The sequence below is a fragment of the Pseudomonas sp. GW458-11-26-14-LB4 genome, from assembly GCF_059423925.1.
Window position 1 is genome coordinate 55,065 of sequence record NZ_JBWKYU010000004.1, and the last position, 24,589, is coordinate 79,653.

A 24,589-nucleotide genomic window follows, 5' to 3' on the forward strand; every position below is an offset into this window, starting at 1 on the left:
TTTTCTCGGCCATGGGCGAGTTTGAGCTGATCCGCAATTTCTTCGCCGCCGCGCCTTGTGCGCAGGGCGGCGAAGGCGTTGCACTGGGGATCGGCGATGACTGCGCCTTGCTGGCGGTTCCTTCCGGGGAACAGCTGGCGGTTTCCACCGATACGCTGGTGGCCGGCGTGCATTTCGCCGATCCCTGCGATCCGTTTCTGCTCGGTCAGCGCTCGCTGGCCGTGGCGGTCAGCGACCTCGCTGCCATGGGCGCCACGCCCGTCGCCTTTACCCTTGCCCTGACTCTGCCGACGGTGACTGCCGATTGGCTGCAAGCCTATGCCCGCGGTTTGAACCGCATGGCGCAGGGCTGCGGCGTGGCACTGGTCGGCGGCGACACGACGCGCGGGCCGTTGAGCCTGACCGTCACCGTGTTCGGCCGCGTCTCGGCCGGCAAAGCGCTCACCCGCAGCGGCGCACAACCGGGCGATCTGCTGTGTGTCGGCGGTGAGCTGGGCAACGCAGCCGGTGCCTTGCCGCTGGTGCTGGGTCAGCGTGACGCCGAACCCCATATCGCCCAGCCGCTGCTCGATCATTACTGGTCGCCGCAACCGCAACTCGCCCTTGGTCAGGCCCTGCGTGGCAAGGCCACCTCGGCGCTGGACATCTCCGATGGCTTGCTCGCCGATTGCGGTCACATCGCACTGGCTTCGAAGGTTCGCCTCGAAGTCGAGCGCGAGCGTGTTCCGTTGTCGGACGCCTTGGTGGCGTTTCTCGGCCAGCGCGGCGCCGAGCGTGCGGCGTTGAGCGGTGGCGATGATTACGTGCTGGCCTTCACGTTGCCGTCCGACGAGTTGCCGGCGCTGCTCGCCGATGGCTGGCCGATCCATGTGATCGGCCGCGTAACGCAAGGCCAGGGCGTGGTGCTGCTGGATCGCGACGGGCACGACATCACCCCGCAAATCCGGGGTTATCAACATTTTCAGGAGTCACCGTGACAGATCACCCGAAACAGGTTCCGGCCGAATTCGTTCCGCCGTCGGTCTGGCGCAATCCCTGGCATTTCCTCGCGTTCGGCTTCGGCTCGGGCACCTTGCCCAAGGCGCCGGGCACTTGGGGCTCGTTAGTTGCGCTACCCTTTATCCCGTTGTGGCAGATGCTGCCCGACTGGGGTTACTGGCTGATGCTTGGAATCACCATGCTGTTCGGCTTCTGGCTGTGCGGCAAAGTGGCCGACGATCTGCGGGTGCACGACCACGAAGGCATCGTCTGGGACGAAATGGTCGGGATGTGGATCACCCTGTGGCTGGTGCCGGAAGGCTGGTACTGGTTGCTCGCCGGGTTCCTGGTGTTCCGCTTCTTCGACATTCTCAAGCCGTGGCCGATCCGCTGGATCGACCGGCATGTTCACGGCGGCGTCGGCATCATGCTCGACGACGTGCTGGCCGGCGTATTCGCCTGGCTGGCGATGCAGGGACTGGTGTGGCTTTTCGCCTGATTTCCAGGCGTGGATGAGGGACGCAGGGATGACTCGACGCTGGTTGGCGATAGTGGTTTTGACCTTGCTTGGCGCCATGGCCCAGGCACAGGACGCACCGCCGTCGGTCATTCACCTGGCCAGCGAAGACTGGGAAGACTACACCGCCGCCGATGGTCATGGCCTGGGCTGGGACGTGTTGCGCAAAGTCTTCGAGCCGGCCGGCGTGACCCTGGATATTCGCACCGTGCCCTACACCCGCTCGGTCGGGCTGGTGCAGTTGAAGGAAGCCGACGCACTGGTCGGTTCCTATCGCGGTGAAGCCGAACAGGTGCTGTACCCGAAATGGAATTTCGATTCCGACCACATCTACGCGCTCGGCCTGGCCAGCAATCCCTCGCCGACCCAGGCGACGCTGGGCAAATACCGACTGGCCTGGGTGCGCGGCTATCGCTACGAAACCTACCTGCCGAACGTCAAACGCTTCAACCAGATCGAGCGTCGCACCGGCATCCTGTCGATGCTCAAACAGGGGCGGGCGGATTACTACATCGATGCGCTGACGGAAATAGAAGCGGTGGTGAGAAACGCCGCCGACCCGTCGCAGTACCGTTATTCACATCTGGCGGAATTGCCGCTGTACCTCGGTTTCGCCGACACCCCGCAAGGCCGGGCGCTGATGTCGATCTATGACCAGCGCATGGAGCAACTGGTAAAGAACGGCGAGTTGAAGCCGATCTTCGAGCGCTGGAAGCAACCGTATCCCTTCGAATGAACGCGATAAGGGCGAGCCTGTTATCAAACTTTTTGATCGTTATGGCCGATAATTCAGCCTAAGCGCCTGCGGGAACCTGCTGTTACAATGCCGCCCAGCGAATCTTCAGACTTTTCAGATCAGGAGCACACCGGTGCCTGTCGTTTTTGTCGCCGCTTCCAAGCTGCCAACGCCTTTTGCGCAATTCACCATGCACGGTTTTCTCGATGAAGCCACCGGCCGCGAGCACGTCGTGCTGAGCCTGGGTGAGATTGCCGACGGTGCCCCGGTACTCGGCCGTCTGCACTCCGAATGCCTGACCGGCGATGCCTTGTTCAGCCAGCGTTGCGACTGCGGTTCGCAACTTGAGGGCGCCCTCAAAGCCATCGCTCGCGAAGGTCGTGGCGTGTTGCTGTACCTGCGTCAGGAAGGACGCGGCATCGGTCTGTTGAACAAGATCCGTGCCTACGAATTGCAGGACGGCGGCGCCGACACCGTTGAAGCCAACGAGCGTCTGGGCTTTGCCGCCGACCAGCGTGACTACGCCATGTGCCTGCCGATGCTGGAGCATCTGGGCGTCAAATCCCTGCGTCTGATGACCAACAACCCGCGCAAGGTCAAAGCCTTGACCGATATGGGTATCGTTGTTGCCGAGCGCGTGCCGCTGCACACCGGCCACAACCCGCACAACAAACTCTATCTGGCGACCAAGGCCAGCAAGCTCGACCATATGATGGGCAACGAGCATCAGGGCGAGGTAGACCGGGCGTGACCCGCGGGCAAGTGCGGCGCCGTCTGTCGATCGCCTGGTGGAAATACCTGGCGCTGGCGCTGTTGCCGCTGTTCGTGATCAACGCTGTGTTCGGCCAGGGCGAGGCGATTCTGCCGGTGCTGGCGATGCCTTTCTTTATCGCTGGCGTGGCCTCGATGTTTGTCAGCCTGAAGTTTTTCGGCCGCTACAAGCATGCGCTGATCGCCACACAAAAAGCCCTCGATACCCCTGAAGAACCCGCTGCCTGGATCGCCTTGGCGGCCTGCCTTCGCAATGCATTCATGGTCGCGGCGCTGCCGGCATGGATCGGCGCGCTGGCGGTGTTCGTCGGCCTTGAAGCAGTGCCGCTGATGTTGCTGGCGCTGTCCACGGCGGTGCTGTTCTACCTCTACCGTATCCCGCGTCAACTCGCTTGATGCGGCGTCTCTGGCTGGCGGTTCTGCTGCTGGCCGTCAGCGGTGAAACGCTGGCCGCCCTGCGTGTGGTCAGCCTCGCGCCATCCCTGTCTGAAATCGTGGTTGAACTGGATTCGGCCGACCTGCTGGTCGGCGTGCTGGATGCCGGTGAGCGTCCTTCCGCGATCAAGGACGTGCCTTCGGTGGGCCGTTACGGTCAGCTCGACATGGAACGGTTGCTCAGCCTCAAACCTGACTTGTTGCTGTTGTGGCCCGGCAGTGTCGGCCCGGTCCAGCGCGATCAGCTCAAGCGCCTGAACATCCCGACGTTCGTTGCCGAGCCTCACAGTCTCGAACAGCTGACTGCGCAGATTGAGGCCATCGCGATACAGCTCGGTCGTCCTGCGCGTGGGGTCGAAAGGGCTGGGGAGTTGCGGCGCAACCTTGATGAGCTGCGCCGGCGCTACCGGCGGGAAGCGCCGCTGCGGGTGTTTTATCAGGTCTGGGACAAGCCGCTGTACACCGTCGGTGGCGGGCAGATCATCAGCGATGCGCTTGAAGTGTGCGGCGCGCGCAATGTGTTCGCCGACCTGAGCCTGCCAGCGCCACAGGTGAGCATCGAAGCGGTTTTACAGCGTGATCCCGAAGTGATACTGGCCGGCGATCAGCCGCAACTGGAGGCGTGGAACGCCTGGCCACAAGTGGCAGCGGTGAAGCATCGGCAATTGCTGCTGGTCACCGATAAAGGCCTTGAGCGTCCGAGCGGGCAGATGATCGAGGCGACCGCCAAGCTCTGCCAGCTGATCGCGCCAGATCGTTAGAGCTGCGGCGTCCAGGTCACGCCGAACATGAACGCCCGACCTTCCTCGCGATAGCCAAACTGACTGCCGTCATGGCTGTACAGCGCCCGGCTGTAACCCTTGTCCAGCAGGTTGTCGACCTTGAAATCCAGTTTGATCTCTCGGTTCAGCGCCCAGCTGCTGCGCAATCCGAGCAGTGCATAACCGCCCAGTAGTTGCTGATTGTTCAGATCGTCATAACTGCTGCTGACGGCCTGCCAACTGGCGCCGAGGCCAAGGCGATCGAACTGTCGATCCAGATCCCAGCTCAGGGTGCGACGGGCACGCCGTGCCAAAGTGTGGCCGGTGTCGCGGTCGCGGGGATCGATGATCGCCACGCCGAGGTTGCTCTGCCAGCCGAACAGCTCCTGTTTCAGCGCTGCTTCGAAGCCGTTGATTCGCGCCGAGGCGACGTTTTCCGGGCGTGAGTTGCTGCCGAAGATGATCGCGTCTTCCAGATCGGTCCGGTACAGCGAGGCTTCGAGGCGAGTGCTGTCGCTCAACTGGCTGCGCCATTGCAGCTCGTAGCTTTTCGAGGTTTCCGGTTTCAGGTCGAGGTTGCTGAAGTCCGGGTAATACAGATCGTTGAAGGTCGGCGCGCGGAAGCCTTCGCTGTAGCTGAGCAGCAGATCGTTGTCCGGGTTGACCGGCAAGGTCAGCGTGCCGCTCCAGCTGTTCTGGCCGCCGAACTGCTGGTTGTCGTCACGGCGCAGGCCCAGTTCGGTGGAGAAACTGTCGGCCTGGAAGCGATGCTGGATGAAGGCTGCGCGGTTCCAGCGGCTGTCTTCGTCGAACGCGGTGCTGCTGTTGACGCGATCTTCGTACCAGTCGCCGCCAAGGATCAGGCTGTTGCGTGCATCGAGGGTCAGGTCGTTCTGCCAGGTCACCGAATCACGGTAGGTGTTGAACACCGAGCGCTCGTCGCTGAGCTTGTCGAAGGACTTCTCGCGGTTTTCGCTATGGCCGAGTTCCAGGCGCGACTTCCAGCGCTCGTTGATCCGCGCGTCGATGTAGCTGCTGAAACTGCTGACGGTGAAATCGCTGTACGGTTGCTGCTGCACAGAGTCGAAGGTCACCGGGTCGAAGCGTCCGAACGGGTTGTCGAACTCGCTTTTGCCACGGTTATCCAGCAGATTGGCGCCAACTTCGATGTCATCGGTCAACGCATGGCTGAGGCTCAGGCTGATGGATTTGTTGCGGTAGGCGTCGTGGTCGCTGTCGCTGGGGTAGGACTCGTGGGTGCGGTCGAGGCCGGCGGTTTCATCGAGGCTGGCGCCGAGGTTGAAGCGGGTTTTCTCGTCTCCGCCGGAGAGGCCAATACTGCGTTCCCAGGTCTGGTTGCTGCCGAATCCGAAATGCATCCGGGGCTGCAAGCCTTGTTCGCTGCCGCGCCGGGTGAAAATCTGAATTACCCCGCCAATCGCATCGCTGCCGTAAATCACCGAGCGTGAACCGCGCAGCACTTCCACGCGCTCGATCTGTTCGATGTTCAGGTGTTGCAGGTTGCTGTCGCCGGAGGTGGAATTGCCGATGCGCTGGCCGTCGACCAGCACCAGGCTCTGCGCCGATTGCGTACCACGAATGTAGATCCCCGGGAGGCTGCCACGTCCGCCGGTTTGCGCGACTTGCACGCCCGGCACCCGCTGCAGCAGATCGGTGACGCTGCGCGGTTGCAGACGCTCGATGTCTTCGCGGGTGAACACGGTGTTGGCGGCGCTGCTGTCGTTGCGTGCTTCGACCTGACGGTTGGCGCTGATCAGCATGTCCGGCAGCTTCAGGGCCTGATCGCGTTCGAAATTGTCAGCGAGGGCGTTGGCGGAGGGCAGCAGCAGGAGGGGCAGGGCGAGGCGCGAGAGGTTCATCGGTATTCCGTTGGTATTTCTGGTGTGCACTAGATTTCCAGCGACACAAAACACTGTGGGAGCGGGCTTGCCCGCGATGGCGTCGGTACATCCAACATCAATGTTGACTGTGCCGACCTCATCGCGGGCAAGCCCGCTCCCACAGGGATGGTGATTACTTGTTGAGCAGAGTCAGGCGCTCACGCACCGCCGCTTCGATCCCTACTTCATCCAGCCCGCACTCGGCCAGCATCTGCGCCGGCTTGGCGTGCTCGACGTAAACGTCCGGCAAGCCCAGGTGCAGCACCGACTTGAGGATGTTCTCGCGGGCGAGGAACTCGCTGACCGCGCCACCGGCACCGCCCATGATCGCGTTTTCTTCGATGGTCACCAGCAGGTCGTGGCTGTTGGCAATCTCGCGCACCAGCGCTTCGTCCATCGGTTTGACGAAACGCATGTCGACCACGGTTGCGTCTAGCGTTTCGGCGACTTTCAGGGCTTCGGCCATTTGCACGCCGAACACCAGCAGGGCGACCTTGCTGCCCTGACGACGCACCACGCCCTTGCCGATCTCGATCGGTTCGAGGTCTTTCTCGATGGTCGCGTTCGGGCCGGTACCGCGTGGATAACGCACCGCCGCCGGGCCGTTGTACAGGTGGCCGGTGGTGAGCATCTTGCGCAGTTCGTTTTCATCGCTCGGGGTCATGATGACCATGCCCGGGATGCAACGCAGGAACGACAGATCGAAACTGCCGGCGTGAGTCGGGCCGTCTTCGCCCACCAGACCGGCGCGGTCAATGGCGAACAGCACGTCGAGGTTCTGCACCGCGACGTCATGCACCAACTGGTCGTAACCGCGTTGCAGGAATGTCGAGTAGATCGCCACCACCGGTTTCGCGCCTTCGCAGGCCATGCCGGCGGCGAGGGTCACGGCGTGTTGCTCGGCAATCGCCACGTCGAAGTAGCGCAGCGGGAAGCGTTCGCTGAACGCCACCAGATCCGAGCCTTCCTTCATCGCCGGGGTGATGCCCACCAGACGCGGGTCGGCAGCGGCCATGTCGCACAGCCATTCACCGAACACACCGGAATACTTCGGCCCGCCGGCCTTTTTCGGCGCAGCGGCCGGGGCGTCCAGCGGTTCGAGCTTGGTGATGGCGTGGTAACCGATCGGGTCGACTTCCGCCGGGGCGAAGCCTTTGCCTTTCTTGGTGACGATGTGCAGGAATTGCGGGCCTTTCAGATCGCGCATGTTGCGCAAGGTGGCGATCAGGGTCGGCAGGTCGTGGCCGTCGATCGGGCCGATGTAGTTCCAGCCCAGTTCTTCGAACAGGGTGCCGGGGACCAGCATGCCCTTGGCATATTCTTCGGTGCGACGGGCGATTTCCCAGGCGCCGGGCAGGCGCGACAGCACTTTCTTGCTGCCTTCACGCATGCTCGCGTAAGTGCGGCTGGAAAGGATCTTCGCCAGATAGTTCGACAGCCCGCCGACGTTGCGCGAGATCGACATGTCGTTGTCGTTGAGGATCACCAGCATGTTGGCGTCGACTTCCGGCGCGTGGTTCAGCGCCTCGAACGCCATGCCGGCGGTCAGTGCGCCGTCGCCGATCACCGCAATCGCCTTGCGATCGCTGTTCTGCAGGCGGGCGGCGATGGCCATGCCCAGCGCGGCACTGATCGAGGTGCTGGAGTGACCGACGCCGAAGGTGTCGTACTCGCTCTCGGAGCGGCGCGGGAAGGCAGCGATGCCGTCCTTCTGGCGCAGGGTTTCCATGCGCTCGCGACGACCGGTGAGGATCTTGTGCGGATAGGCCTGATGACCGACGTCCCACACCAACCGGTCGTCCGGGGTGTCGAAGACGTAATGCAACGCGATGGTCAGCTCGATGACGCCCAGGCCGGCACCGAAATGCCCACCGGTCTGGCCGACCGTGTAGAGCAATTCCAGGCGCAACTCATCAGCCAGGGTTTCCAGCTCGGCTTCGCCTAACCGGCGCAGGCCGTCCGGCGTGTTAGCGCGGTCGAGCAGGGGCGTGGTCGGGCGCTTGCGGGGAATCTCATGAAACGTCGTGGGCATCAGGCGAATCGTTATAGGTATAAAAGATGCGGCAGTTTACCTGATGCATCGCCCCCTGCCCACGCGTTGGTCTTTTTTGGCTGATTAGCCTTCAGTTACGCCGATCGACGATATACCGGGCCAGATCGCGCAACGGCTCGGCAGCCGCGTCAAACGGTCGCAGCGCGTGCAGGGCCTGATCGCGCAGCTCCAGCGCATAGGTCTTGGCGGCGTCGAGGCCGAGCAGGGCCGGGTAGGTCGGCTTGTCGCGGGCGATGTCGGCGCCCTGGCGCTTGCCGAGGGTTTCGGTATCGCTTTCGACGTCGAGGATGTCGTCCTGGACCTGGAATGCCAGACCGATGGCCTGTGCATAAGTCTGCAGGGACTTGAGTTCATCCTTCTCGGCACGGCCGCTGGCCAGGGCGCCGAGCTTGACGCTGACTTCGATCAGCGCGCCGGTCTTGTGCCGGTGCATCTGTTCCAGCGCTTTCTGGTCGAGCTTGAGTCCGACCGAACCGAGGTCGATGGCCTGACCGCCGACCATGCCCGCCGGGCCCGCCGCGTGCGCCAGCGCCGTGACCTGTTGCAGGCGGATGTCCGCGCTCAGATCGCTCAGACGCGGATCGAGCAGGGCGCTGAACGCCAGACTCTGCAAGCCGTCACCGGCGAGGATTGCGCAGGCTTCGTCGAATTTCTTGTGCGTGGTTGGCTGGCCGCGGCGCAGATCGTCGTCGTCCATCGCCGGCAAATCGTCGTGCACCAGCGAATACGCGTGGATCAGCTCAACCGCAGACGCTGCGCCGTTGGCCTGTTCGGCCTTGCCGCCAAGGGCTTCGCACGCCGCGTAGGCCAGCAATGGACGCACGCGTTTGCCGCCGTTCATCACGCTGTAGCGCATGGCTTCATAAAGGCGTGCCAGTTCTGGCAGCGGGGCGTTGAACAGGGTTTCCAGTGCCGCGTTAACGCGCGCCTGGCTGGTCGCCGAATACGCTGCAATCATTCTGGCTGATCCGCGTCGAAGGGTTCCTCGGCGAGTTCGCCATCGCGCTCCAGCAACACCTGGACCTTCTGCTCGGCCTGGGCCAGCGCCGCCTGGCAGTCACGGGTCAGGCCGATGCCCTGCTCGAAAGCGGTCAGCGAGTCTTCCAGCGACAATTCACCGTTCTCCAGACGCTCCACCAGCGTTTGCAGGTCGGCGAGGGACTGTTCGAAATCCAGTGCAGCTTTTTTGCGGGCCATGGCGGCTAATTCCGGTTGACGTTAAACCGGCGCGACACTAGCAGATAGGGGGGGTATGGGCAAATGAGCGGGCCGACGGACAAGGGTGTCAGTCGGTCAATTCGCCAGGATATTGAATCTGATACCGAGTGCTGCGTCCGCCGCCCGGAAGACGTTGCAGGCAGCCCTTTTCCAGCAGTTCCGCCAGATGTCGGGTGGCCGTGGCTTTGGAGACCTTGGCCACACTCTGGTATTGCGCTGCGCTGATACCGTGCTCGAAACCGCGCTCACCACCGTCGAGCAAACGATTGAGCACTTTGATCTGCTCCGCCGACAGCCCGGATTCCCGGTGCGCCTGCCAGAAGCGTGATTTTCCCAACACACTTTCAATCCGCGCAATGGCCTGTTGCAGGCTGCGCAGCAGGGTTTGCAGGAACCATGCGAGCCAGTCGGTGATGTCCAGCGTGGCTTTCTGGCTGGATTCGAGAATCCGGTAATAGCCCGCGCGGTCGTCGAGAATGCTGGCGGACATCGCATAAAAACGAATCGCCTGCGCTTCGCCCTGAGCCAGTGCCAGATCGGTGAGCGTGCGGGTAAGACGGCCGTTGCCGTCATCGAACGGGTGCAAGGTGACGAACCAGAAGTGCGCGATGCCTGCCCGCAGTAAAGGATCGAGGCCTGCCTGGTGCTGACTGGCGTCGAACCACTTGAGAAAACTGTCGAGTTGTCGCTCAAGCCCTTGTCGCGGTGGCGCCTCGAAATGCACGGTCGGGCGGTCGATTCGCCCGGAAACCACCTGCATTGGCTCATCGCCGCGTAGAGCGCCGACATTGATTGCTCGCGAAAGGAAACCACTCTCCTGTTCTGGAAACAGCCATGAATGCCATTCCAGCAATCGTTCCAGCGTCAGCGGTTCGGCAAAACGTTGAGTGGCATCGAGCATCAGTTGCGCCAGCCCCTCGCTGCGCTTGCTGACGTTGTCGCCATCCGGTGATTCCAGCCCCAGACGTCTTGCCAATGAAGAGCGCACGGATTCAACATTCAACTGCTCCCCCTCGATGGCCGAGGAGGTCACGATGTTTTGCAGCAAAGCGTCCAGCTCTGTCTGCGCGCTCAGTGAATGGCTCACCGATCCCGCCATGCCCATCAATTGACCTTGTGCCTGAACACACTCGCGCAACAACGGTGCCAGGCATTCCGCCTGCCAGTTGAAGTCCGGCCAATCAGGCTGCTGCCAGATCCAGTGAGTCGCCATTAATTGCTGATCCTGAGTGCGTGAGCCGATTGGAAACGCTATTCGGCTCATTTCGTGAGCCGAATATGACGCCTAATCGGCTCATCGTCCACTGGTCGCCGTGATTCCCACCGCAAATCCAGATGTATCCGATTGTTAAAAAACTGCCGAATCGCTAACCTTCGCGCCTTCTACGACCCGACAGTCACGGGTCTTTCAGACGAAACGCAGTTTTCACCGCTGTGAAGTACCGAGGATCGGGTGCAAGGTTTCGTTCAGGCATGGCAGGAGGCATCACATGCGTTCACTTCTTTTGCTGCTGATCGGGTTGGCCTGCGTACCCGCGCTGCTGGCGGCGCCGAGCGCGGAGCTGTCGGAGCCGGTGGGCGGCTGGCGCTATCACGGGCTGCTCGATCGCACGGAAAACCCGCAAGTCGCCTATCCCACGCCGCCGATCGATCGCGGCATCCAGCGCAATCGCACGATGATTGAAGGCCAGCTCAAGGCGATCGGCCATTTACGTCCGCCGCACAGCCTGGCGGTGAATGGCAATCCACTGAATCTGTACACCGACGACCAGGGCCGTTTCGCCCGGCCGTATGCGTTCGGCGCCGGTTCCAACAGCGTCGAGGTGATCAGCGCCGACGGCCAGTCGCTCAAGCGCGTTCAATTCTACGAAGCCAATAACCTGCGCACGCCGGCGCGGATCCGCGTGGTGCTCGGTTGGGACGACCCTAAAGCCGAACTCGATCTGCACGTCATTACGCCTGACGGCCAGCATGCCTTCTGGGCGCGTCCGGCGATGAGCAACGGTGGTGGCCTCGATCCGGACGGCGTCGATGGCCCTGGCCCGGAAATGTTCACCATGACCGCGCCGTTGCACGGCACCTATCTGGTTTACGTCAACTATTGGGGCAACTTTGGCAACGGCGGCTATAACTTCGAGGAGACCAGCAACCAGAACGAGGTCATCACCTCGCAGATCACCCTGGTGCTGAACGAAAACACCGTCGACGAAAAACGCGAAACGTTCATCGTACCCCTGCGGGCCATCGGTGATCTGCTGCTGGTCAAGACTTTCAACTATTAAGCATCCCGCACCACGGATGAACTGCCGAGCTTTGGGAACATGAGCGAGAAGATGAGCGATAACACTGCGACCCCGGCTACCGATGCGCCCGCCGCCAAACCTTCCCGGCGCTGGCCGCTGCTGGCGGTCGGGCTGTGCCTGGTGGCCGGCGTGGCGGGCGGGCTCGGCTGGCTGATGCACAAACCGAAGGCGCCGCCGGCGGAACTGGCCAGCGACAAGCTTGGCTTGAGCCGCCCGGACGCACTGCTGGAAACCCGCTCCCTGAGCCAGTTGCCCAAGGACTTGCTGACGGTGCCGTTCCTCAAGGCCACGCTCACCGAGGATTTCGTCTTCTATTACGAAACCCACGCCGACCGTCTCGGGTTGATCGGCAGTCTGCGGCGGATCATCTACGAGCATGACCTGAAGCTGCAGGACAGCCTGATCGAGCAGCTCTTCGATCAACCGGCAGACGTGGCGTTGTGGCGCGGCGCCGATGGCCGGCTGAAGGATTTCCTGCTGGTGATGGATCGCGGCGGGCTGGCCAAGGTGCTGGAGCCGCTGGCGAAAGTCGCCCTGGATGATTCGCAACTGAGCGTGCTCAGCACCCTGAAAGTCGGCGGCGATGAAGTACCGCTCTATCAGCTGACCTACAACGCCGGCAAATCCCTGTTGTTCGCCTCCCGTGGCGACAAACTGGTGGTGCTGTCCAACCCGACCAAATTCTACGACCCGGAAAGTGGCGCTTCCGAAGAGTCCGGCCACGTCTCGCCGCAAGCGCTGGCGGCGCTGCTCAACGGCGAAAAACTGTTCCCCGAAGCATTCGGGCTCACGGCCAAGACACCTGAAACCAAACAGCGCCTGTCGGTCAATTCCAGCGTCTTGGCCATGGGTTACCAGCGTTTCATCCCGAACTTCGCCGGCCTGCGTTTCGACATGGACGACAAGGGCTGGCACAGCTATCTGGCCATGGATGAGCTGGAGAACCAGCCGGACTTCGATTTCAAACCGGTCTGGCAAGCCATGCCGCTGGGCGCCAGCGCCTGCGTGGCCTTGCCGGTGGCGGCCGAGCCGCAGAAGCCGCTGCTGGTGAAACTCGGCGCCGAAGAAGCCGTGGCGCAGAAACTCACCGAACACGTGGCCGGCGCGGCGGGCCTGTGCTGGTACGCCGATTCGCGGCTGTACACGCCGTTGCTGGTGGCCAGTCTGAACGACGAAGACAACGGCAAACTCGACGCTGATATCGGCACGCTGTTCGATTCGATGGTCGGCGCTTACGAAGGCAAGGTCGACGAGCACGCGTTCCCGGTGGTGGAAAAACAGGAAGGCCAGAGCCACCTCTGGCAGCGTCAGGTCAGTTCCAACTTCGGCCCTTACGCGGCCAAGGATGCCGAGAACCCGGACGCGATCACCGGCCGTGCCTTCATGAAAGTCAGCCTGGCGCGCCACGGTTCGACGCTGCTGTTTTCCCTCGACGACAAACTGGTCGACAAGGCCCTCGGCACCCTCGACAAGCGCTTCCCGCCGATGGCCGACGTGCTGCCCAAAGACGTGCTGATGCCGATCTACTTCGGCCCGGATTCGATGGCGCAACTGATCCAGCAGGAAACCCTCGACAGCCTGCCGCAGGACATGGAGCCGGTGTTCTACAACGCCGCGCAAACCTACCTGATCCCGAAACTGCGCACCCTCGGCGGCATGGGCAAATACGCCCTGACGTTGCCGGAAGGCAGCGAGCCTGACGGTCACTGGCAATGGCTGCCGCTGGAGTGGAAAGCGCTGTGACCGGACTCATTCGCAGCCTTGGCCTTCTGGCGCTGTTGCTCAGCGCCGGTGCCCGAGCCGTTGAGACTCCAGCCCTTGATCCGCAGCAATCCCAGGTGTTTCGCGCCTGGTTCGTGCGCATCGCTCAGGAGCAGTTGAGCAAAGGCCCGAGCCCGCGCTGGTATCAGCAGGACTGCGCGGGGCTGGTGCGTTTCGCCGCCAACGAAGCGCTGAAAGTCCACGACGATAAATGGCTGCGCAGCAATGGCGTGTCCAACCGCTACCTGCCGCCGGAGCTGGACCTGAGCGCCGATCAGCGCAAGTTCGCCCAGCAATGGCAGCAGGGCGGCGGCAAGGTCGGGCCCTACGTCAACGCGATCAAACTGATTCAGTTCAACAGCCATCTGATCGGCCGCGACGTGTCCCAGGCACGGCCCGGCGATCTGATGTTTTTCGATCAGGGCGACGACCAGCACCTGATGATCTGGATGGGCCGCTACATCGCCTATCACACCGGCACGACCACCCCAACCGACAACGGCATGCGTTCGGCAAGCCTGCAGCAACTCATGACATGGAAGGACACCCGATGGATACCCGACGCAGCCAACCCCAACTTCATCGGCGTCTATCGACTGAATTTTCTCTCCCAATGACCGGTGCCCGCATGCTGCGTTTACTGCCTTTTCTGTTGCTGTTGACCCTACCGTTTTCGGCCGTGAATGCCGAAGACACCGTGGAGCCAAGCGGCTATACGCCGGTGTCCGGTGAGAGCTTTTTCCTGCTGGCCGACAGCAGTTTCGCCGCCGACGAACAGGCGGTGGTGCGCCTCGAAGCACCGGGTCGCGACTATCGCCGTTTCCGCATGGAACCGTACGGCGGCGCCGATATCCGGGTGTACAAGATCGACAAGCCGCTGGACTTCCTCAAGCGCCAGAAGAACCTGCACCGCGTGGTCAGTGACGGCCAGTTCAAGGGCGAAGGCCTGTCGAACACCCTCGCGTACCTGTGGGATAACTGGTACCGCAAATCCCGTCGGGTGATGCAGCGTGCGTTCTCTTACGAGTCGCGCCAGCAAGTCACCGAGGAGGTGCCGGAGCTGAAGATGGGCAATGCCATCGCCGCGCCGACGCCGTACGACGCGCAACCGCAGTTCGCCCTGATTCCGGGCCTGCCGGTGGTCAGCCAGTTCCGTTATCCGCTGTGGCAAGCGAAGCCGATCCAGCCGCCGACCGGCGTCAATCTGGCCGGGTCTTCCAGCGAGTTCGTCAGCGTCGCGCCGGGTAACGTCTACATCCCGTTGGGCAATCTGAAACCTGGCCTGTATCTGGTCGAAGCGCTGATCGGCAAGTACCGCGCGACCACCATGGTGTTCGTTTCCAACACCGTGGCGGTGAGCAAGATTGCCGGTGATGAATTGCTGGTGTGGGCCGCACGCAAACACGAAGGCAGCTCGGTGCCGAAGGTCAATGTGCTGTGGACAGACGGCCTCGGCGTGATGAGCAGCGGCGCCACCGACACCGATGGTCTGCTCCGCCTGAAACACGTCAGCCCGGAGCGTTCGTTCGTGATTGGCGAGGACGAAGAGGGTGGCGTATTCGTCTCGGAAAACTTCTATTACGACAGCGAAATCTACGACACCAAACTCTACGCCTTCACCGACCGGCCGCTGTATCGTCCGGGTGATTGGGTGTCGCTGAAAATCGTCGGCCGTGAATTCAGGAACGCGCGGGATTCGGTATTGCCGGGCGCGGCGGACGTCAATGTCAGCGTGCTCGATGCTACCGGCACCGAGTTGCAGCGGCTCGATCTCAAACTCGATTCCAAGGCTGGCACCCAGGGCCGTTTCCAGTTGCCGGACAATGCGGTGGCCGGTGGTTACGAGCTGCGTTTCAACTACAAGGATCAGGCCTACAGCAGCGCGTTCCGGGTGGCGGAGTACATCAAGCCGCACTTCGAAATCTCGCTGAATCTGGCCAAGCAGGATTACCGCACCGGCGAACCGGTGAAGGGCAGCCTGGTGCTGCTTTACCCGGACGGCAAACCGGTGGCGAACGCCAAACTGACCCTGAGCCTGCGCGCCCAGCAACTGTCGATGGTCGACAACGAGCTGCAATACCTCGGTCAATTCCCGGTGGAGCTGACCAGCACCGAACTGACCACCGACAGCAAGGGCAACGCGACCCTAGACCTGCCTGCCGCCGACAAACCGAGCCGCTACATGCTCACCGTGTTTGCCAGCGATGGCGCAGCGTATCGGGTCAAAACCACCAAGGAAATCCTCATCGACCGCGGTGCCGCCAGCTTCCGCCTGACTGCGCCGCAGCGCTTCAGCGCGGTGGGTGACAAGGTCGCGTTCAGCTACGCCAACGAGGGCGGCAGCCAACAGGCCCAGGCCGTTGTGCCGAGCAGCTACAGCTGGGTTCGCCTGGAAGACCAGACCACCGGCGAAGGCAAACTGGCGGCGAAAGACAAAGGCTTCAGCGTGGCGTTCGATCGCCCGGGCACCTACAACCTGTCGCTGAAAGATCAGCACGGCCGAGTGCTCGGTGCGACTGGTCATTCCGTCACTGGTGACGGCGTCAAGGCTGTGCCGGGCACCGTGGAAATCGTCTTCGACAAACCCGAGTACAAGGCAGGCGACGAAGCGCTGGCGCTGATCACTTTCCCGGAACCGGTCAGCGATGCGCTGCTGTCGCTGGAGCGTGACAAGGTCGAAGCCACCGCGCTGCTGACCAAGGGCGGCGACTGGCTGAAACTGGAAAAACTCAGCAACACCCAATACCGCGCACGCATCCCGGTGAAGGACAACTTCGCGCCGAACCTGACGTTCTCCGTGCTCTACACCAAGGGCGGTCAGTACAGCTTCCAGAACGCCGGGATCAAGGTTGTTGCGCCGCAGATCGACGTGGCAATCAAAACCGACAAAGAGACCTATCAGCCGGGCGATACCGTGACGGTCGACCTGACCACGCAGTTCGCTGGCAAGGCAGTGCCGGCGCATCTGACGGTCAGCGTCGTGGATGAAATGGTCTACGCGCTGCAACCGGAAGTCGCGCCGACCATCGACCAGTTCTTCTACCACCCGCGCCGCAACAACGTGCGCACCAGCGCCAGCCTGTCGTTCATCAGCTACGACGTGGCGTTGCCGGGCAGCCCGGGCGCACCGGGCAAAGCCAACCGCAGCGAGCGTGGGGTGAAAGTGCTGGAGCGGCCGCGTCGCGAAGATGTCGACACCGCTGCATGGCAACCGGAATTGCTGACCGACGCTGATGGCAAAACCCGTTTCACCTTCAAGATGCCGGACTCGCTGACCCGCTGGCGCATCACCGCGCGAGCGATTGCCGATGACGGTCAGGTCGGGCAGAAGAAGCAGTTTGTCCGCTCGGAAAAACCGCTGTACCTGAAGTGGAGCGGCCCGAGCAAATTCCGCAAGGGCGATCAGCCGCAACTCGGCGTGTTCGCCTTCAGTCAGGCCGAAAAACCGGTCAAGGCTGAGCTGGTGACGCATTACGCCGGCGCCGAACAGCGCCTGCCGGTGACCCTCAACAACGGCATCAACTACCTGCCGCTACCGGCCTTCGCATTGGCCTCCGGCGAATGGACCGCCGAACTGGTGCAGGACGGCAAGACCGCCGACGCCCTCGCGGTACGCCTGACCGCCACCGGCGAAGGCTGGCAAGTGACGCAGACCCAGAGCCTCGATGTGGCCAGCGGTGACACACCGCTGAGCCTGCCGGCAGACGCCACCGACATTCGCCTGCGTCTGGATGACAGCCCGCAAGCGCTGTTCCGTTCGGCCCTCGACGATCTGCTCAGCTATCCGTACGGCGGCGTCGAACAGACCGCCAGCCGCTTGCTGCCGCTGAGCATCGCCTATCCGTCGCTGGCGTCGAGCCCGCAGATCCGCGACCGCTTGCGTCTGATCATGCAGAACAGCCGTCTGCGCCTGGTGCAAATGGCCGGGCCGTCGGCGAGTTTCACCTGGTGGGGCTTTGATGGTGAGCCGGATGCGTTCCTCACCGCTTACGCCTATTACGCCGACTGGAACGCCAGTCAGGTGCTGGATCTGACCTTGCCGCCGGAGCACTGGCAGCGGGTGCTGGAGGTCTACGCCAAGCAGGCGCCGAACACGCCGTTGCTGCAACGGGCACTGATCCTGTCGTTCGCCAAGCAGATGCATCTGCCGGTCAACACGCTGCTCAGCGGTTTGATGGACGATCTGGCGAAGGCCGGGGAAGGCAATGCCGAAAACCTGATGGACGACGGCGAAGACAGTCTGGTGATGGGCGATCCGGATTCGGCGCTCGGTCTGGCGGCGGCGCGGGTCTTGACCGCATCGCTGGCCACCCAGTCGAAAGTTGCTCTGCCGGATGCGTTCAATCGTCAGTTGGGCGCTGCGCAACAGCGCTTGTCCGTCAGTTCGCAGCCGTTTGCCGAAGCGCTGAACCTGTCGCTGCAACCGTTCGATCAGGCTCGTGCCACGGCGTTGTTGCAACGCCTGTTGCCGCAGCAATCGACCCTCGAACGTGCGCTGGCGCTGACCTGGCTGCAACGCAGCATCGCCCAGGCATCGCCGACCATCGCGCTGGCCCCGGGCGAAGGCTGGAAGAAAAACTACGGCGCGACCGGCGAGATGTATTGGACGTGGCAGGGTGCTGCGCCGGTGCCGAGCGTGTTGTCGGTGTCGGGCACTCAGGAGCGTCCGTTGCGTGCCGCGCTGAGCTTCCAGACCCAACAACCGGCGGTCGATCCGATGGCGGTGACCATCACTCGTCGCCTGTCGCGTCTGGTGCCGGGTGACGAAGCCTTCACTTTCAAACTGGAGCCGGTCGGCACCAAGCCGTTGTCCAGCGACAGTCTGTATCTGGACGAGGTGATCCTCACCAGCAAGGCACCAAAACCGTTGCGCTACGGCATGCTCGAAGTGCCGTTGCCGCCGGGCGCCGATGTCGAGCGCACCACGTGGGGCATCAAGTTGCAGGGCAAGGACGGCACCGAGCCGACCGCGCTGGAGAAGGCGCGGTTCGAACCGGGCCAACTGGCCTACGCGGTTCCGGTGGATGCACTGAGCGGTGAATTGCGTCTGCGCCATCTGGTTCGGTTCTCGCAGAAGGGCCAGTTCAACCTGCCGCCGGTGCGTTTCACTCAGGTCTACGCGCCGCAGCATCAGGCCCGCGAAGCGAAAGCGGCCCTCGGTCAGGTCACGGTCAACTGACATGACCCGGCCGCTGGTCTGGCTGCTGATGTGTGTGATTCCTGCGCTGGCGACGGCGCAGGATGAACCGTTGCGCGTAGCCTACAAGGGCGAATTGCTGTCGCTGAACACCACGCAACTGACCGCCCGCGAGCCATTGCCTTCGTCGCTTGATACGCCGCTGGGCAGTTTGTGGAAGATGTTCGTCTACGCGTGGCTGGTGGATACCGGCGCGCAGGAACCGGCTTATGAATGTCGCGGGCAGTCGAAGGAAGAAGTCTATTGCTGCACGGCGGGCGGGAAGATCGAGCGTGATCAGGCGCTGGTAAAATCCTGCGGGCTGTATTTCGAGCCGGCGCGGTTGGGCATAACCGCTGGCGATTGGAGAACCTATTGGCAGGCGCGACAGGCGCCGTCGTGGTTGCTGGATTTGCCATCGGTGCAACCGGCTACTCGGGTGTCCGTGGCTGACCTGCTGAAGGTTTTGTCTCTGCTGCCGGCTCAGGATCAGATGCGCCGTGTGCTGCTCGACGTGGTGCTGAATGCGGCGGACGGCAATGTCGTCGGTGAACTCGGCGGGCGCTTGCGGGTGAAAACCTGGAGCTGGCTCGGCGATCAGGACCCGCAATCACGTCAGGGTGGATTCGCTGGGTGGACGGCGGATGGCTCGCCGATCTGGGCCGGTGGCCGGGGCTCCAGTCAGATGGTTCTGCGGCATTACGGTTCGGCGTTGGCGACGGTGTTGCCCGCATCATGGCCAGCGGAAGCGGGGCGATGCGTTGAGGTCGGACTGTTCTCGCGTTATCCGGTTTCGCGGGTTCTGGTCGGTGATCGAGTGGTGAGCTCCGGCCCGTTGCAGGGCGATTACCGCGTCGAATTCGTTAATGGCAATACGCTGGATATCCACAGCGATGGCGAGCTGTTTCTGCTCAACGACAAGCTTGTGGCTCGGCTGGATCGCGAAGAGTACGTCGCCCGTGTGCTGGAGCGTGAAGCCAAACCCGAGCCGGCCGAAGCCGCCAAAGCGTTGGCCGTGGCGATCCGCACGTATCTGCTGCAAAACGCCACGCGCAACGGCGAATGCCTGAGCATCGACGACAGCAGCACCCGCCAACGCGTCGCCCCGCGCCCGGCTTCCGCCGAATCCCGCAACATCGCCGCATGGACGTCGGATCTGGTATTGGCCGGCAGCACCGTCACCTATCACTCCGATCAACCTGGCCCCGACAAACTGGCCTGGCAACAAGCCGTCGAGCAAGCCAATGCCGGGCAGCGTTACGACGCGATCCTGCTGCACGCCTATCCACGAGCGAGCCTTAGCCGCTGGGACAACCCGGTGGCGTCCTGCGAAGCACTGCCCGCCGCGCAGGACTGGCTGCAAAAACAGCGGCGCGGCTGGCGTCCCAGGCTGGAAAGCGAAACCGGCTACAACGAAGTCAGCACGTTCGCCGTCTGCAAACTCGCCTTCGGCCGCCCCTTCGTCGACCGCGAACGCCAGCGCATCTATGTGCGCGGCGTGCTGTCCTTGCAGGACCGCCTCGACCTGACTCACGAATACCTGCACCTGGCCTTTGAAGCACATCCCAACGGCCAGGATGAAACCTATATCGAAGGGCTCGCCCGTCACCTTTTGCTGGAATAGACCATGACACTCCGTTATCCACAGGTCTTGCTGTTGCTCTGCGCGCTTAATGCATTGCCAATGGCGATGGCCGCCGACAGCGTCAAACTCGACACCCCGGTCGGCGGCTGGCGCAGCGGCGCACCCGAGGGCGAAGGCGAAAACTTCCGCCAGACCGTCAACTATCCGGCCTCCTCGGTGAATACTCCGCTCGGCCAGGCCAACACCGCGCGCATCAGTGGCGAAATCAAAGCCACCCCGAAAAACAAAGAGCCCGGCCGCCTGATCGTCAACGGCGTCAGCATGCCGCTGAAAATCGACGACAGCGGCCGCTTCGACCGCCCGTTCTCCTTCCCCAACGGCAGCAACAGCGTCGAAGTCCGTAGCCCCGACGGCCAGCAACGGCACCGCACGCAATTTCTCAACACCAGCGGCGGCGCTACTCCGGCGAAACTGCGGGTGTTGCTGGCGTGGGACAGTGACGGCACCGACCTCGACCTGCACCTGATCACACCCGACGGCGCGCACATCTGGTACGGCGATCGCGTCGCGCCCAATGGCGCTGCTCTGGATGTCGACGTGACCACCGGTTACGGCCCGGAAATCTTCGCCATGCCGGCGCCGATCAAGGGTCAGTATCTGGTGTATGTGAATTATTTTGGCGGTGGGTATCGCGGGGATGATGAGGGTGGAGAAGAGGCGGTGCAGCCGTTGACTACCGCGCAGGTGACGGTGATTACGGAGGAGGGGACGCCTAGCGAGAAGATGGAGACTTTCATCGTGCCGATGCGGGCGGTGGGGGAGTTGACGTTGGTGAAGTCGTTTAGTTATCCCTGAGCAGGAGCCTGCTCAGGGTTGCATTAGAAGCCGGGTGGAATGTAGCCGGGCACGAACGGAACGTTGATGCACTTCCCGTGAATGATCTTCCCGTCTTCAATCCTGAACAGCACGATCTTCTTGGCCTTATTGACGGTGGCCTCCAGTTTGCAATCCGAACTGTGACCGACTGTCTCGTAGTACTCGGTGTAAACCATGCCGTTGCCGGTATGGTTCATTGAAGTCCCGGCCGCTTCTGTAGTGGTCCAGCTGGAGGATTTGAACCAGGTGAGAACCGCCAGATTCTCACCGTTGGCACCGGTCTGTTTTTTCATCGAGTCGGGTTTGCCGAACAGGTCGAGTGCTTCCTGGACATCGCGTCCTTCCCATCGAGACTGAGCAATCAGGTGGCAGCCATGCAGCAGCAATAGTGTGGGTGTCAGCAGCACCGCCAGTAACGTTTTAGTCCATTGATTCATCATGCGTTCCGCCGCTTACTTGTTACCGAGGATCGAATCCAGGTTGTCCATCATCTGCCCCTTCTCCTGAATCGGTGCCAGCTTGAAGAACATCTGTTGCATGCCCTGAATCATCTGCAAGGGCTCCATCTTGCCCAGCGCGATCATGTCCTTTTTAGCGGGGGAGCAAACAAACTCGGCGGCGCGCTGTACCCAGAACTCCTTCGGCTGCTGCCATTGGTCGTTAACTTTCAGGTGCCGCATCATGTAGGCAATGCGATCTATGGATTGCCCATTAAGAAAGCGGACCTTGTTCGTCGAGCACTGCACTTCGAGGTTGTAGGCATCGATCATCGGTTTGCCGGGTTCTTCATACACCAGCGTCACGGCCACCAACTTCGCACCCTTGGTATGGTTCGACGGCACCACTGAAGTGCTGTCGGCTACATACATGATGTTCTTGTTGGGAATGCCGTTGCCGTAAATGATCCACCAGTCACCGACGGGGTTCGGTTCTTCTGCCTGCGCGCAAATAGTGGCGGTCAGAAGTGCGGTTGCTAGAACAAGGGATTGATTGAGTTTGAAAAACGACGACATGGTGTTGCTCCATTCCTTGGTGCTTTTGCAATGCACAAAAACAGAATGGAAATTTAGTGGCGAGGTTGGGTGAGGGGCAATTAGGGCAGATGTGCTAATGGCTTATTGCGATGGTTCAATAATCGCCTGAGCCGTCTACTCATTGCACGTGCCAAGCGGACAGGCAAACTCGCATTTATTGTCTGCGTCAGGCCGCTATTTTCGGGCTGAAACTGCTGGAGATCAGGCGATTAATCGCGATTTCAAGAGCTTGATCATCGAATAGTTTATTTTTGCGCACCGCAGCTCCACCCCCGCCGTCCCAGTTTCTCAGTGCTTCACGTACCGCAGAAACGGTCGGAACAACCCCTTCCTTAATCAGCAACCAATCGACGGTCGCGAGTAATTCCATTCCGAAGGGGGATTCAAAGCCATCGATTAATTCAGCTGTGCGCTCTAAAGCTTGGGAATATTCCCTGGCTTCAGTCTTTAGGTAGGTCTGCAAAAAAGCCTTGCGATCTTGATCAAACCAAATCACATCGGTGATTTCCGCATCACTGATACGCTTGTCGCAATGTAGATAGCTACCATCCAGATTGTTGAGCAGATGCTCCAGTCGATTGGCGTATGGCCCGAATTTATGAGCGATAAATTTCAGGTTTAGCGGGTTCTCTGTACTTGGAAGTTTTTCAATTGCCCGCTCAAGAAACCAAGCCAGTTTTTGAATCTCGAGCAGACTGCATTCCATGCCCAACACCCAATAGCGTCGAACCAGTTCAGCGATAAGGGCACGGGCCGGCGTGAGCGTCTCTACACCGTTGCGCTTGGCGACATTCAGATATTGATTGGTCGGCTCGAACACCAGCACGTCGACATCCAGATCCCCCAAAACCTCAACGATCTGTTCGCGGACTTCAGGCCACTTCAATCCACCGTTACCAGCACCCAGTGGCGGGATAGCGACTGATTTCACGTCATTCTCAATTAGAAACCGACGCAGGTCGTGCAGACCTTCTGTTATCCAGGCCATTTGCGAAGGTGAACGCCAGTGACGTTTGGTCGGGAAATTGACGATCCAGCGAGGTCCTTCAAGTTCGTTGGTGGCGGTCACGTGCATCTTGCCGGTTTCAACTTCCTTGGCCTTGCACGCCGCTGCGTACAGACGATAGTTCTGCGCAAAGCGTTCTTTGAACATCAGCGCGATGCCTTTTCCCATCACGCCCACGGTGTTCACCGTGTTGACGAGGGCTTCGGTCTTGGCTTCCAGCAGGTTGCCTTGGGTAAATCTGATCATTGGAAATACCATTTGGGACGCGCATGGACAGACAACGTCAGGCCTCGAGCGGCGACGTCTTGTTCTATGCGTTCTTTCATTGCATCGGTGTGGCACATGATGCCCAGTAGTCCCGTAATCGGTAAGTGATGGTGGATCAGCGCTTCCGCTTGATAACGCTCAATTTTACGAGGGTCATCAGGATCGCGCTTGAAGTCGCGCCGTTGAAGGATAGTCCAATCGATCTGGTCGAGATTCGCCAGATCGCTGTAATAGTCTGTCCAACTCGGATAGGCATGTGCGTTTGTAAAGACAAACGGTAGGCCGAGCTCTTCAACGCGATGGAGGCTTGAGACCAGAATGACGATCTCGTCATTGCTGCGTTGCTGCACGCTCCACCCGGAGTGGATGTTCTGCATCATCACCGAGAAGGGCGTGAAATAGAAGGGCACGTAGTCGGCCAGGACGCCTTCGGGTGCGATAGGCACCTGACGGGAACGGCGCTTGTCGATCAAGTCGACGTTGCCGATGTTCACGTAATGAGGTGCCTGTACTTCCGAGTTTGCGCAATGCAGGCCGTTGTCCAGAATCCAGGGCAGGTTATCGCGATGGACGATACGCCAAATCAGAGCTTTCTCTGGATTCAGGCTGGTGTAGTTCATTGATAAAACATTCTCTGATTCACGCTGGTCTGCACATTAACATCCGCTGCCTGCAATTTAGCTACGCAAAGTGCATCGACTTCTTCGCTGGGGGTAAAGATTTTGAAGAAGGCCTCAGGTTTAACAACCCCCGGTGCGAGACACTCGGCCATGCAGATGCTTTTGCAATGAGGGTCCAGGTAATCGCGACTGCTCATGACATCCCACTCGATGGCTTCGAAACCCTGTTCGTAATCAAGTAGCTGTATTGAGTCGCCTGCTAACGGGTGGCGTGGAATGATTTTCCAGCCGTATTGCCTGGCCGTTGATCTGTAGACCGAGATCAGTACAAATTGGGCCTCTGGCCTGTTGCGCTGGACGCTTCCGTCAAATGGATTCTTCGCAAACCAGTGGAAGGGCACGTAATTGTCGAGCTGCAGAGCCTGCCGCTTTTTCAGGATTTCAGCATCTGCGACGTCTTTGAAACCCGAGAGGCCAGCGCGAGGTTTCAAACCATCCTTGAAAATTCCATCCAGGTTTTCAACTGAAGTGAGATGGTAGAGAAGCTTCTGATCCTTGATGCTTTTAACGTCCGACATAGTGGTCTCCTTG

22 protein-coding genes are annotated in these 24,589 nt (G+C 61.2%); 12 read left to right on the forward strand and 10 right to left on the reverse strand.

The genetic code is table 11. The annotated features are described in order from the left end of the window. The first annotated feature begins 11 nt into the window (after window positions 1-11). The 6 genes from thiL (at window position 12) to AC07XZ_RS07000 (ending at window position 4,198) form a co-directional block, all read left to right on the forward strand. Window positions 12-977 (forward strand): thiamine-phosphate kinase, encoded by a 966-nt coding sequence (thiL, locus tag AC07XZ_RS06975; RefSeq protein ID WP_085747615.1) that lies wholly within the window; start codon window positions 12-14, stop codon window positions 975-977. Next, window positions 974-1,477 (forward strand): phosphatidylglycerophosphatase A family protein, encoded by a 504-nt coding sequence (locus AC07XZ_RS06980; RefSeq protein WP_085697647.1) that lies wholly within the window; start codon window positions 974-976, stop codon window positions 1,475-1,477. The genes thiL and AC07XZ_RS06980 overlap by 4 nt, the downstream gene beginning before the upstream one ends. Before the next feature lie 28 nt (window positions 1,478-1,505). Further along, complete coding sequence (locus tag AC07XZ_RS06985) at window positions 1,506-2,231, forward strand: substrate-binding periplasmic protein (protein WP_102686391.1); 726 nt, start codon at window positions 1,506-1,508, stop codon at window positions 2,229-2,231. Window positions 2,232-2,364: 133 nt separating this feature from the next. Then, entirely contained in the window at window positions 2,365-2,982 is a 618-nt protein-coding gene (ribA, locus tag AC07XZ_RS06990) for a GTP cyclohydrolase II (RefSeq protein WP_007955551.1), read from the forward strand. After that, window positions 2,979-3,398: an MFS transporter gene (locus tag AC07XZ_RS06995; RefSeq protein WP_102686390.1), complete on the forward strand. Its 420-nt coding sequence runs from the start codon at window positions 2,979-2,981 to the stop codon at window positions 3,396-3,398. Before ribA ends, AC07XZ_RS06995 begins: the two co-directional genes overlap by 4 nt. Then, window positions 3,398-4,198 carry a cobalamin-binding protein gene (locus AC07XZ_RS07000; protein ID WP_102686389.1) on the forward strand — a complete coding sequence of 267 codons (801 nt, stop codon included), beginning with the start codon at window positions 3,398-3,400 and terminating at the stop codon, window positions 4,196-4,198. Before AC07XZ_RS06995 ends, AC07XZ_RS07000 begins: the two co-directional genes overlap by 1 nt. Here the strand turns inward: AC07XZ_RS07000 and AC07XZ_RS07005 are convergent. The 5 genes from AC07XZ_RS07005 to AC07XZ_RS07025 form a co-directional block, all read right to left on the reverse strand. Continuing rightward, the gene (locus AC07XZ_RS07005; RefSeq protein ID WP_102686388.1) at window positions 4,195-6,078 is read right to left on the reverse strand and encodes a TonB-dependent receptor domain-containing protein; all 1,884 of its coding nucleotides are present in this window, start codon (window positions 6,076-6,078) and stop codon (window positions 4,195-4,197) included. The genes AC07XZ_RS07000 and AC07XZ_RS07005 overlap by 4 nt on opposite strands. A 154-nt stretch (window positions 6,079-6,232) precedes the next feature. Further along, window positions 6,233-8,131, reverse strand: coding sequence for a 1-deoxy-D-xylulose-5-phosphate synthase (gene dxs / locus AC07XZ_RS07010; protein ID WP_102686387.1), 1,899 nt, complete (start codon window positions 8,129-8,131; stop codon window positions 6,233-6,235). Between the two features lie 91 nt (window positions 8,132-8,222). Further along, on the reverse strand, window positions 8,223-9,110 hold the full coding sequence (gene ispA / locus AC07XZ_RS07015) for a (2E,6E)-farnesyl diphosphate synthase (RefSeq protein WP_102686386.1): 888 nt from the start codon (window positions 9,108-9,110) through the stop codon (window positions 8,223-8,225). Next, window positions 9,107-9,349: an exodeoxyribonuclease VII small subunit gene (locus tag AC07XZ_RS07020; protein WP_007894317.1), complete on the reverse strand. Its 243-nt coding sequence runs from the start codon at window positions 9,347-9,349 to the stop codon at window positions 9,107-9,109. The genes ispA and AC07XZ_RS07020 overlap by 4 nt, the downstream gene beginning before the upstream one ends. 88 nt (window positions 9,350-9,437) lie before the next feature. Next, window positions 9,438-10,583 carry a Fic family protein gene (locus tag AC07XZ_RS07025; protein ID WP_085747623.1) on the reverse strand — a complete coding sequence of 382 codons (1,146 nt, stop codon included), beginning with the start codon at window positions 10,581-10,583 and terminating at the stop codon, window positions 9,438-9,440. 277 nt (window positions 10,584-10,860) lie between these two features. On the opposite strand from AC07XZ_RS07025, the gene AC07XZ_RS07030 reads away from it, so the two are divergent. Genes AC07XZ_RS07030 through AC07XZ_RS07055 form a run of 6 tightly spaced genes read left to right on the forward strand, consistent with a single transcriptional unit; the run spans window position 10,861 to window position 21,050 of the window. Next, window positions 10,861-11,652, forward strand: coding sequence for a YfaP family protein (locus tag AC07XZ_RS07030; RefSeq protein ID WP_102686385.1), 792 nt, complete (start codon window positions 10,861-10,863; stop codon window positions 11,650-11,652). Between the two features lie 51 nt (window positions 11,653-11,703). Further along, entirely contained in the window at window positions 11,704-13,416 is a 1,713-nt protein-coding gene (locus AC07XZ_RS07035) for a DUF2138 domain-containing protein (protein ID WP_102686384.1), read from the forward strand. Beyond that, on the forward strand, window positions 13,386-14,051 hold the full coding sequence (locus tag AC07XZ_RS07040) for a DUF1175 domain-containing protein (RefSeq protein ID WP_173892709.1): 666 nt from the start codon (window positions 13,386-13,388) through the stop codon (window positions 14,049-14,051). The genes AC07XZ_RS07035 and AC07XZ_RS07040 overlap by 31 nt, the downstream gene beginning before the upstream one ends. After that, window positions 14,048-18,613, forward strand: coding sequence for an alpha-2-macroglobulin family protein (locus AC07XZ_RS07045; RefSeq protein ID WP_102686382.1), 4,566 nt, complete (start codon window positions 14,048-14,050; stop codon window positions 18,611-18,613). The genes AC07XZ_RS07040 and AC07XZ_RS07045 overlap by 4 nt, the downstream gene beginning before the upstream one ends. A 1-nt stretch (window position 18,614) precedes the next feature. After that, complete coding sequence (locus tag AC07XZ_RS07050) at window positions 18,615-20,234, forward strand: DUF2300 domain-containing protein (RefSeq protein WP_102686381.1); 1,620 nt, start codon at window positions 18,615-18,617, stop codon at window positions 20,232-20,234. Window positions 20,235-20,237: 3 nt separating this feature from the next. Continuing rightward, window positions 20,238-21,050, forward strand: a complete 813-nt coding sequence (locus AC07XZ_RS07055) for a YfaP family protein (protein ID WP_102686380.1) — start codon at window positions 20,238-20,240, stop codon at window positions 21,048-21,050. 23 nt (window positions 21,051-21,073) lie between these two features. On the opposite strand, the gene AC07XZ_RS07060 is transcribed toward AC07XZ_RS07055, so the two are convergent. The 5 genes from AC07XZ_RS07060 to AC07XZ_RS07080 form a co-directional block, all read right to left on the reverse strand. Next, entirely contained in the window at window positions 21,074-21,508 is a 435-nt protein-coding gene (locus tag AC07XZ_RS07060) for a hypothetical protein (protein WP_039772002.1), read from the reverse strand. A 15-nt stretch (window positions 21,509-21,523) separates the two neighbouring features. After that, the gene (locus tag AC07XZ_RS07065) at window positions 21,524-22,084 is read right to left on the reverse strand and encodes a hypothetical protein (RefSeq protein ID WP_102686379.1); all 561 of its coding nucleotides are present in this window, start codon (window positions 22,082-22,084) and stop codon (window positions 21,524-21,526) included. 187 nt (window positions 22,085-22,271) lie between these two features. Beyond that, window positions 22,272-23,357: a type II toxin-antitoxin system antitoxin DNA ADP-ribosyl glycohydrolase DarG gene (darG, locus tag AC07XZ_RS07070; RefSeq protein WP_085747631.1), complete on the reverse strand. Its 1,086-nt coding sequence runs from the start codon at window positions 23,355-23,357 to the stop codon at window positions 22,272-22,274. Continuing rightward, complete coding sequence (gene darT / locus AC07XZ_RS07075) at window positions 23,354-23,998, reverse strand: type II toxin-antitoxin system toxin DNA ADP-ribosyl transferase DarT (protein WP_074691609.1); 645 nt, start codon at window positions 23,996-23,998, stop codon at window positions 23,354-23,356. Before darT ends, darG begins: the two co-directional genes overlap by 4 nt. Beyond that, window positions 23,995-24,576 carry a DarT ssDNA thymidine ADP-ribosyltransferase family protein gene (locus AC07XZ_RS07080; protein ID WP_085747632.1) on the reverse strand — a complete coding sequence of 194 codons (582 nt, stop codon included), beginning with the start codon at window positions 24,574-24,576 and terminating at the stop codon, window positions 23,995-23,997. Before AC07XZ_RS07080 ends, darT begins: the two co-directional genes overlap by 4 nt. Window positions 24,577-24,589 lie beyond the last annotated feature (13 nt).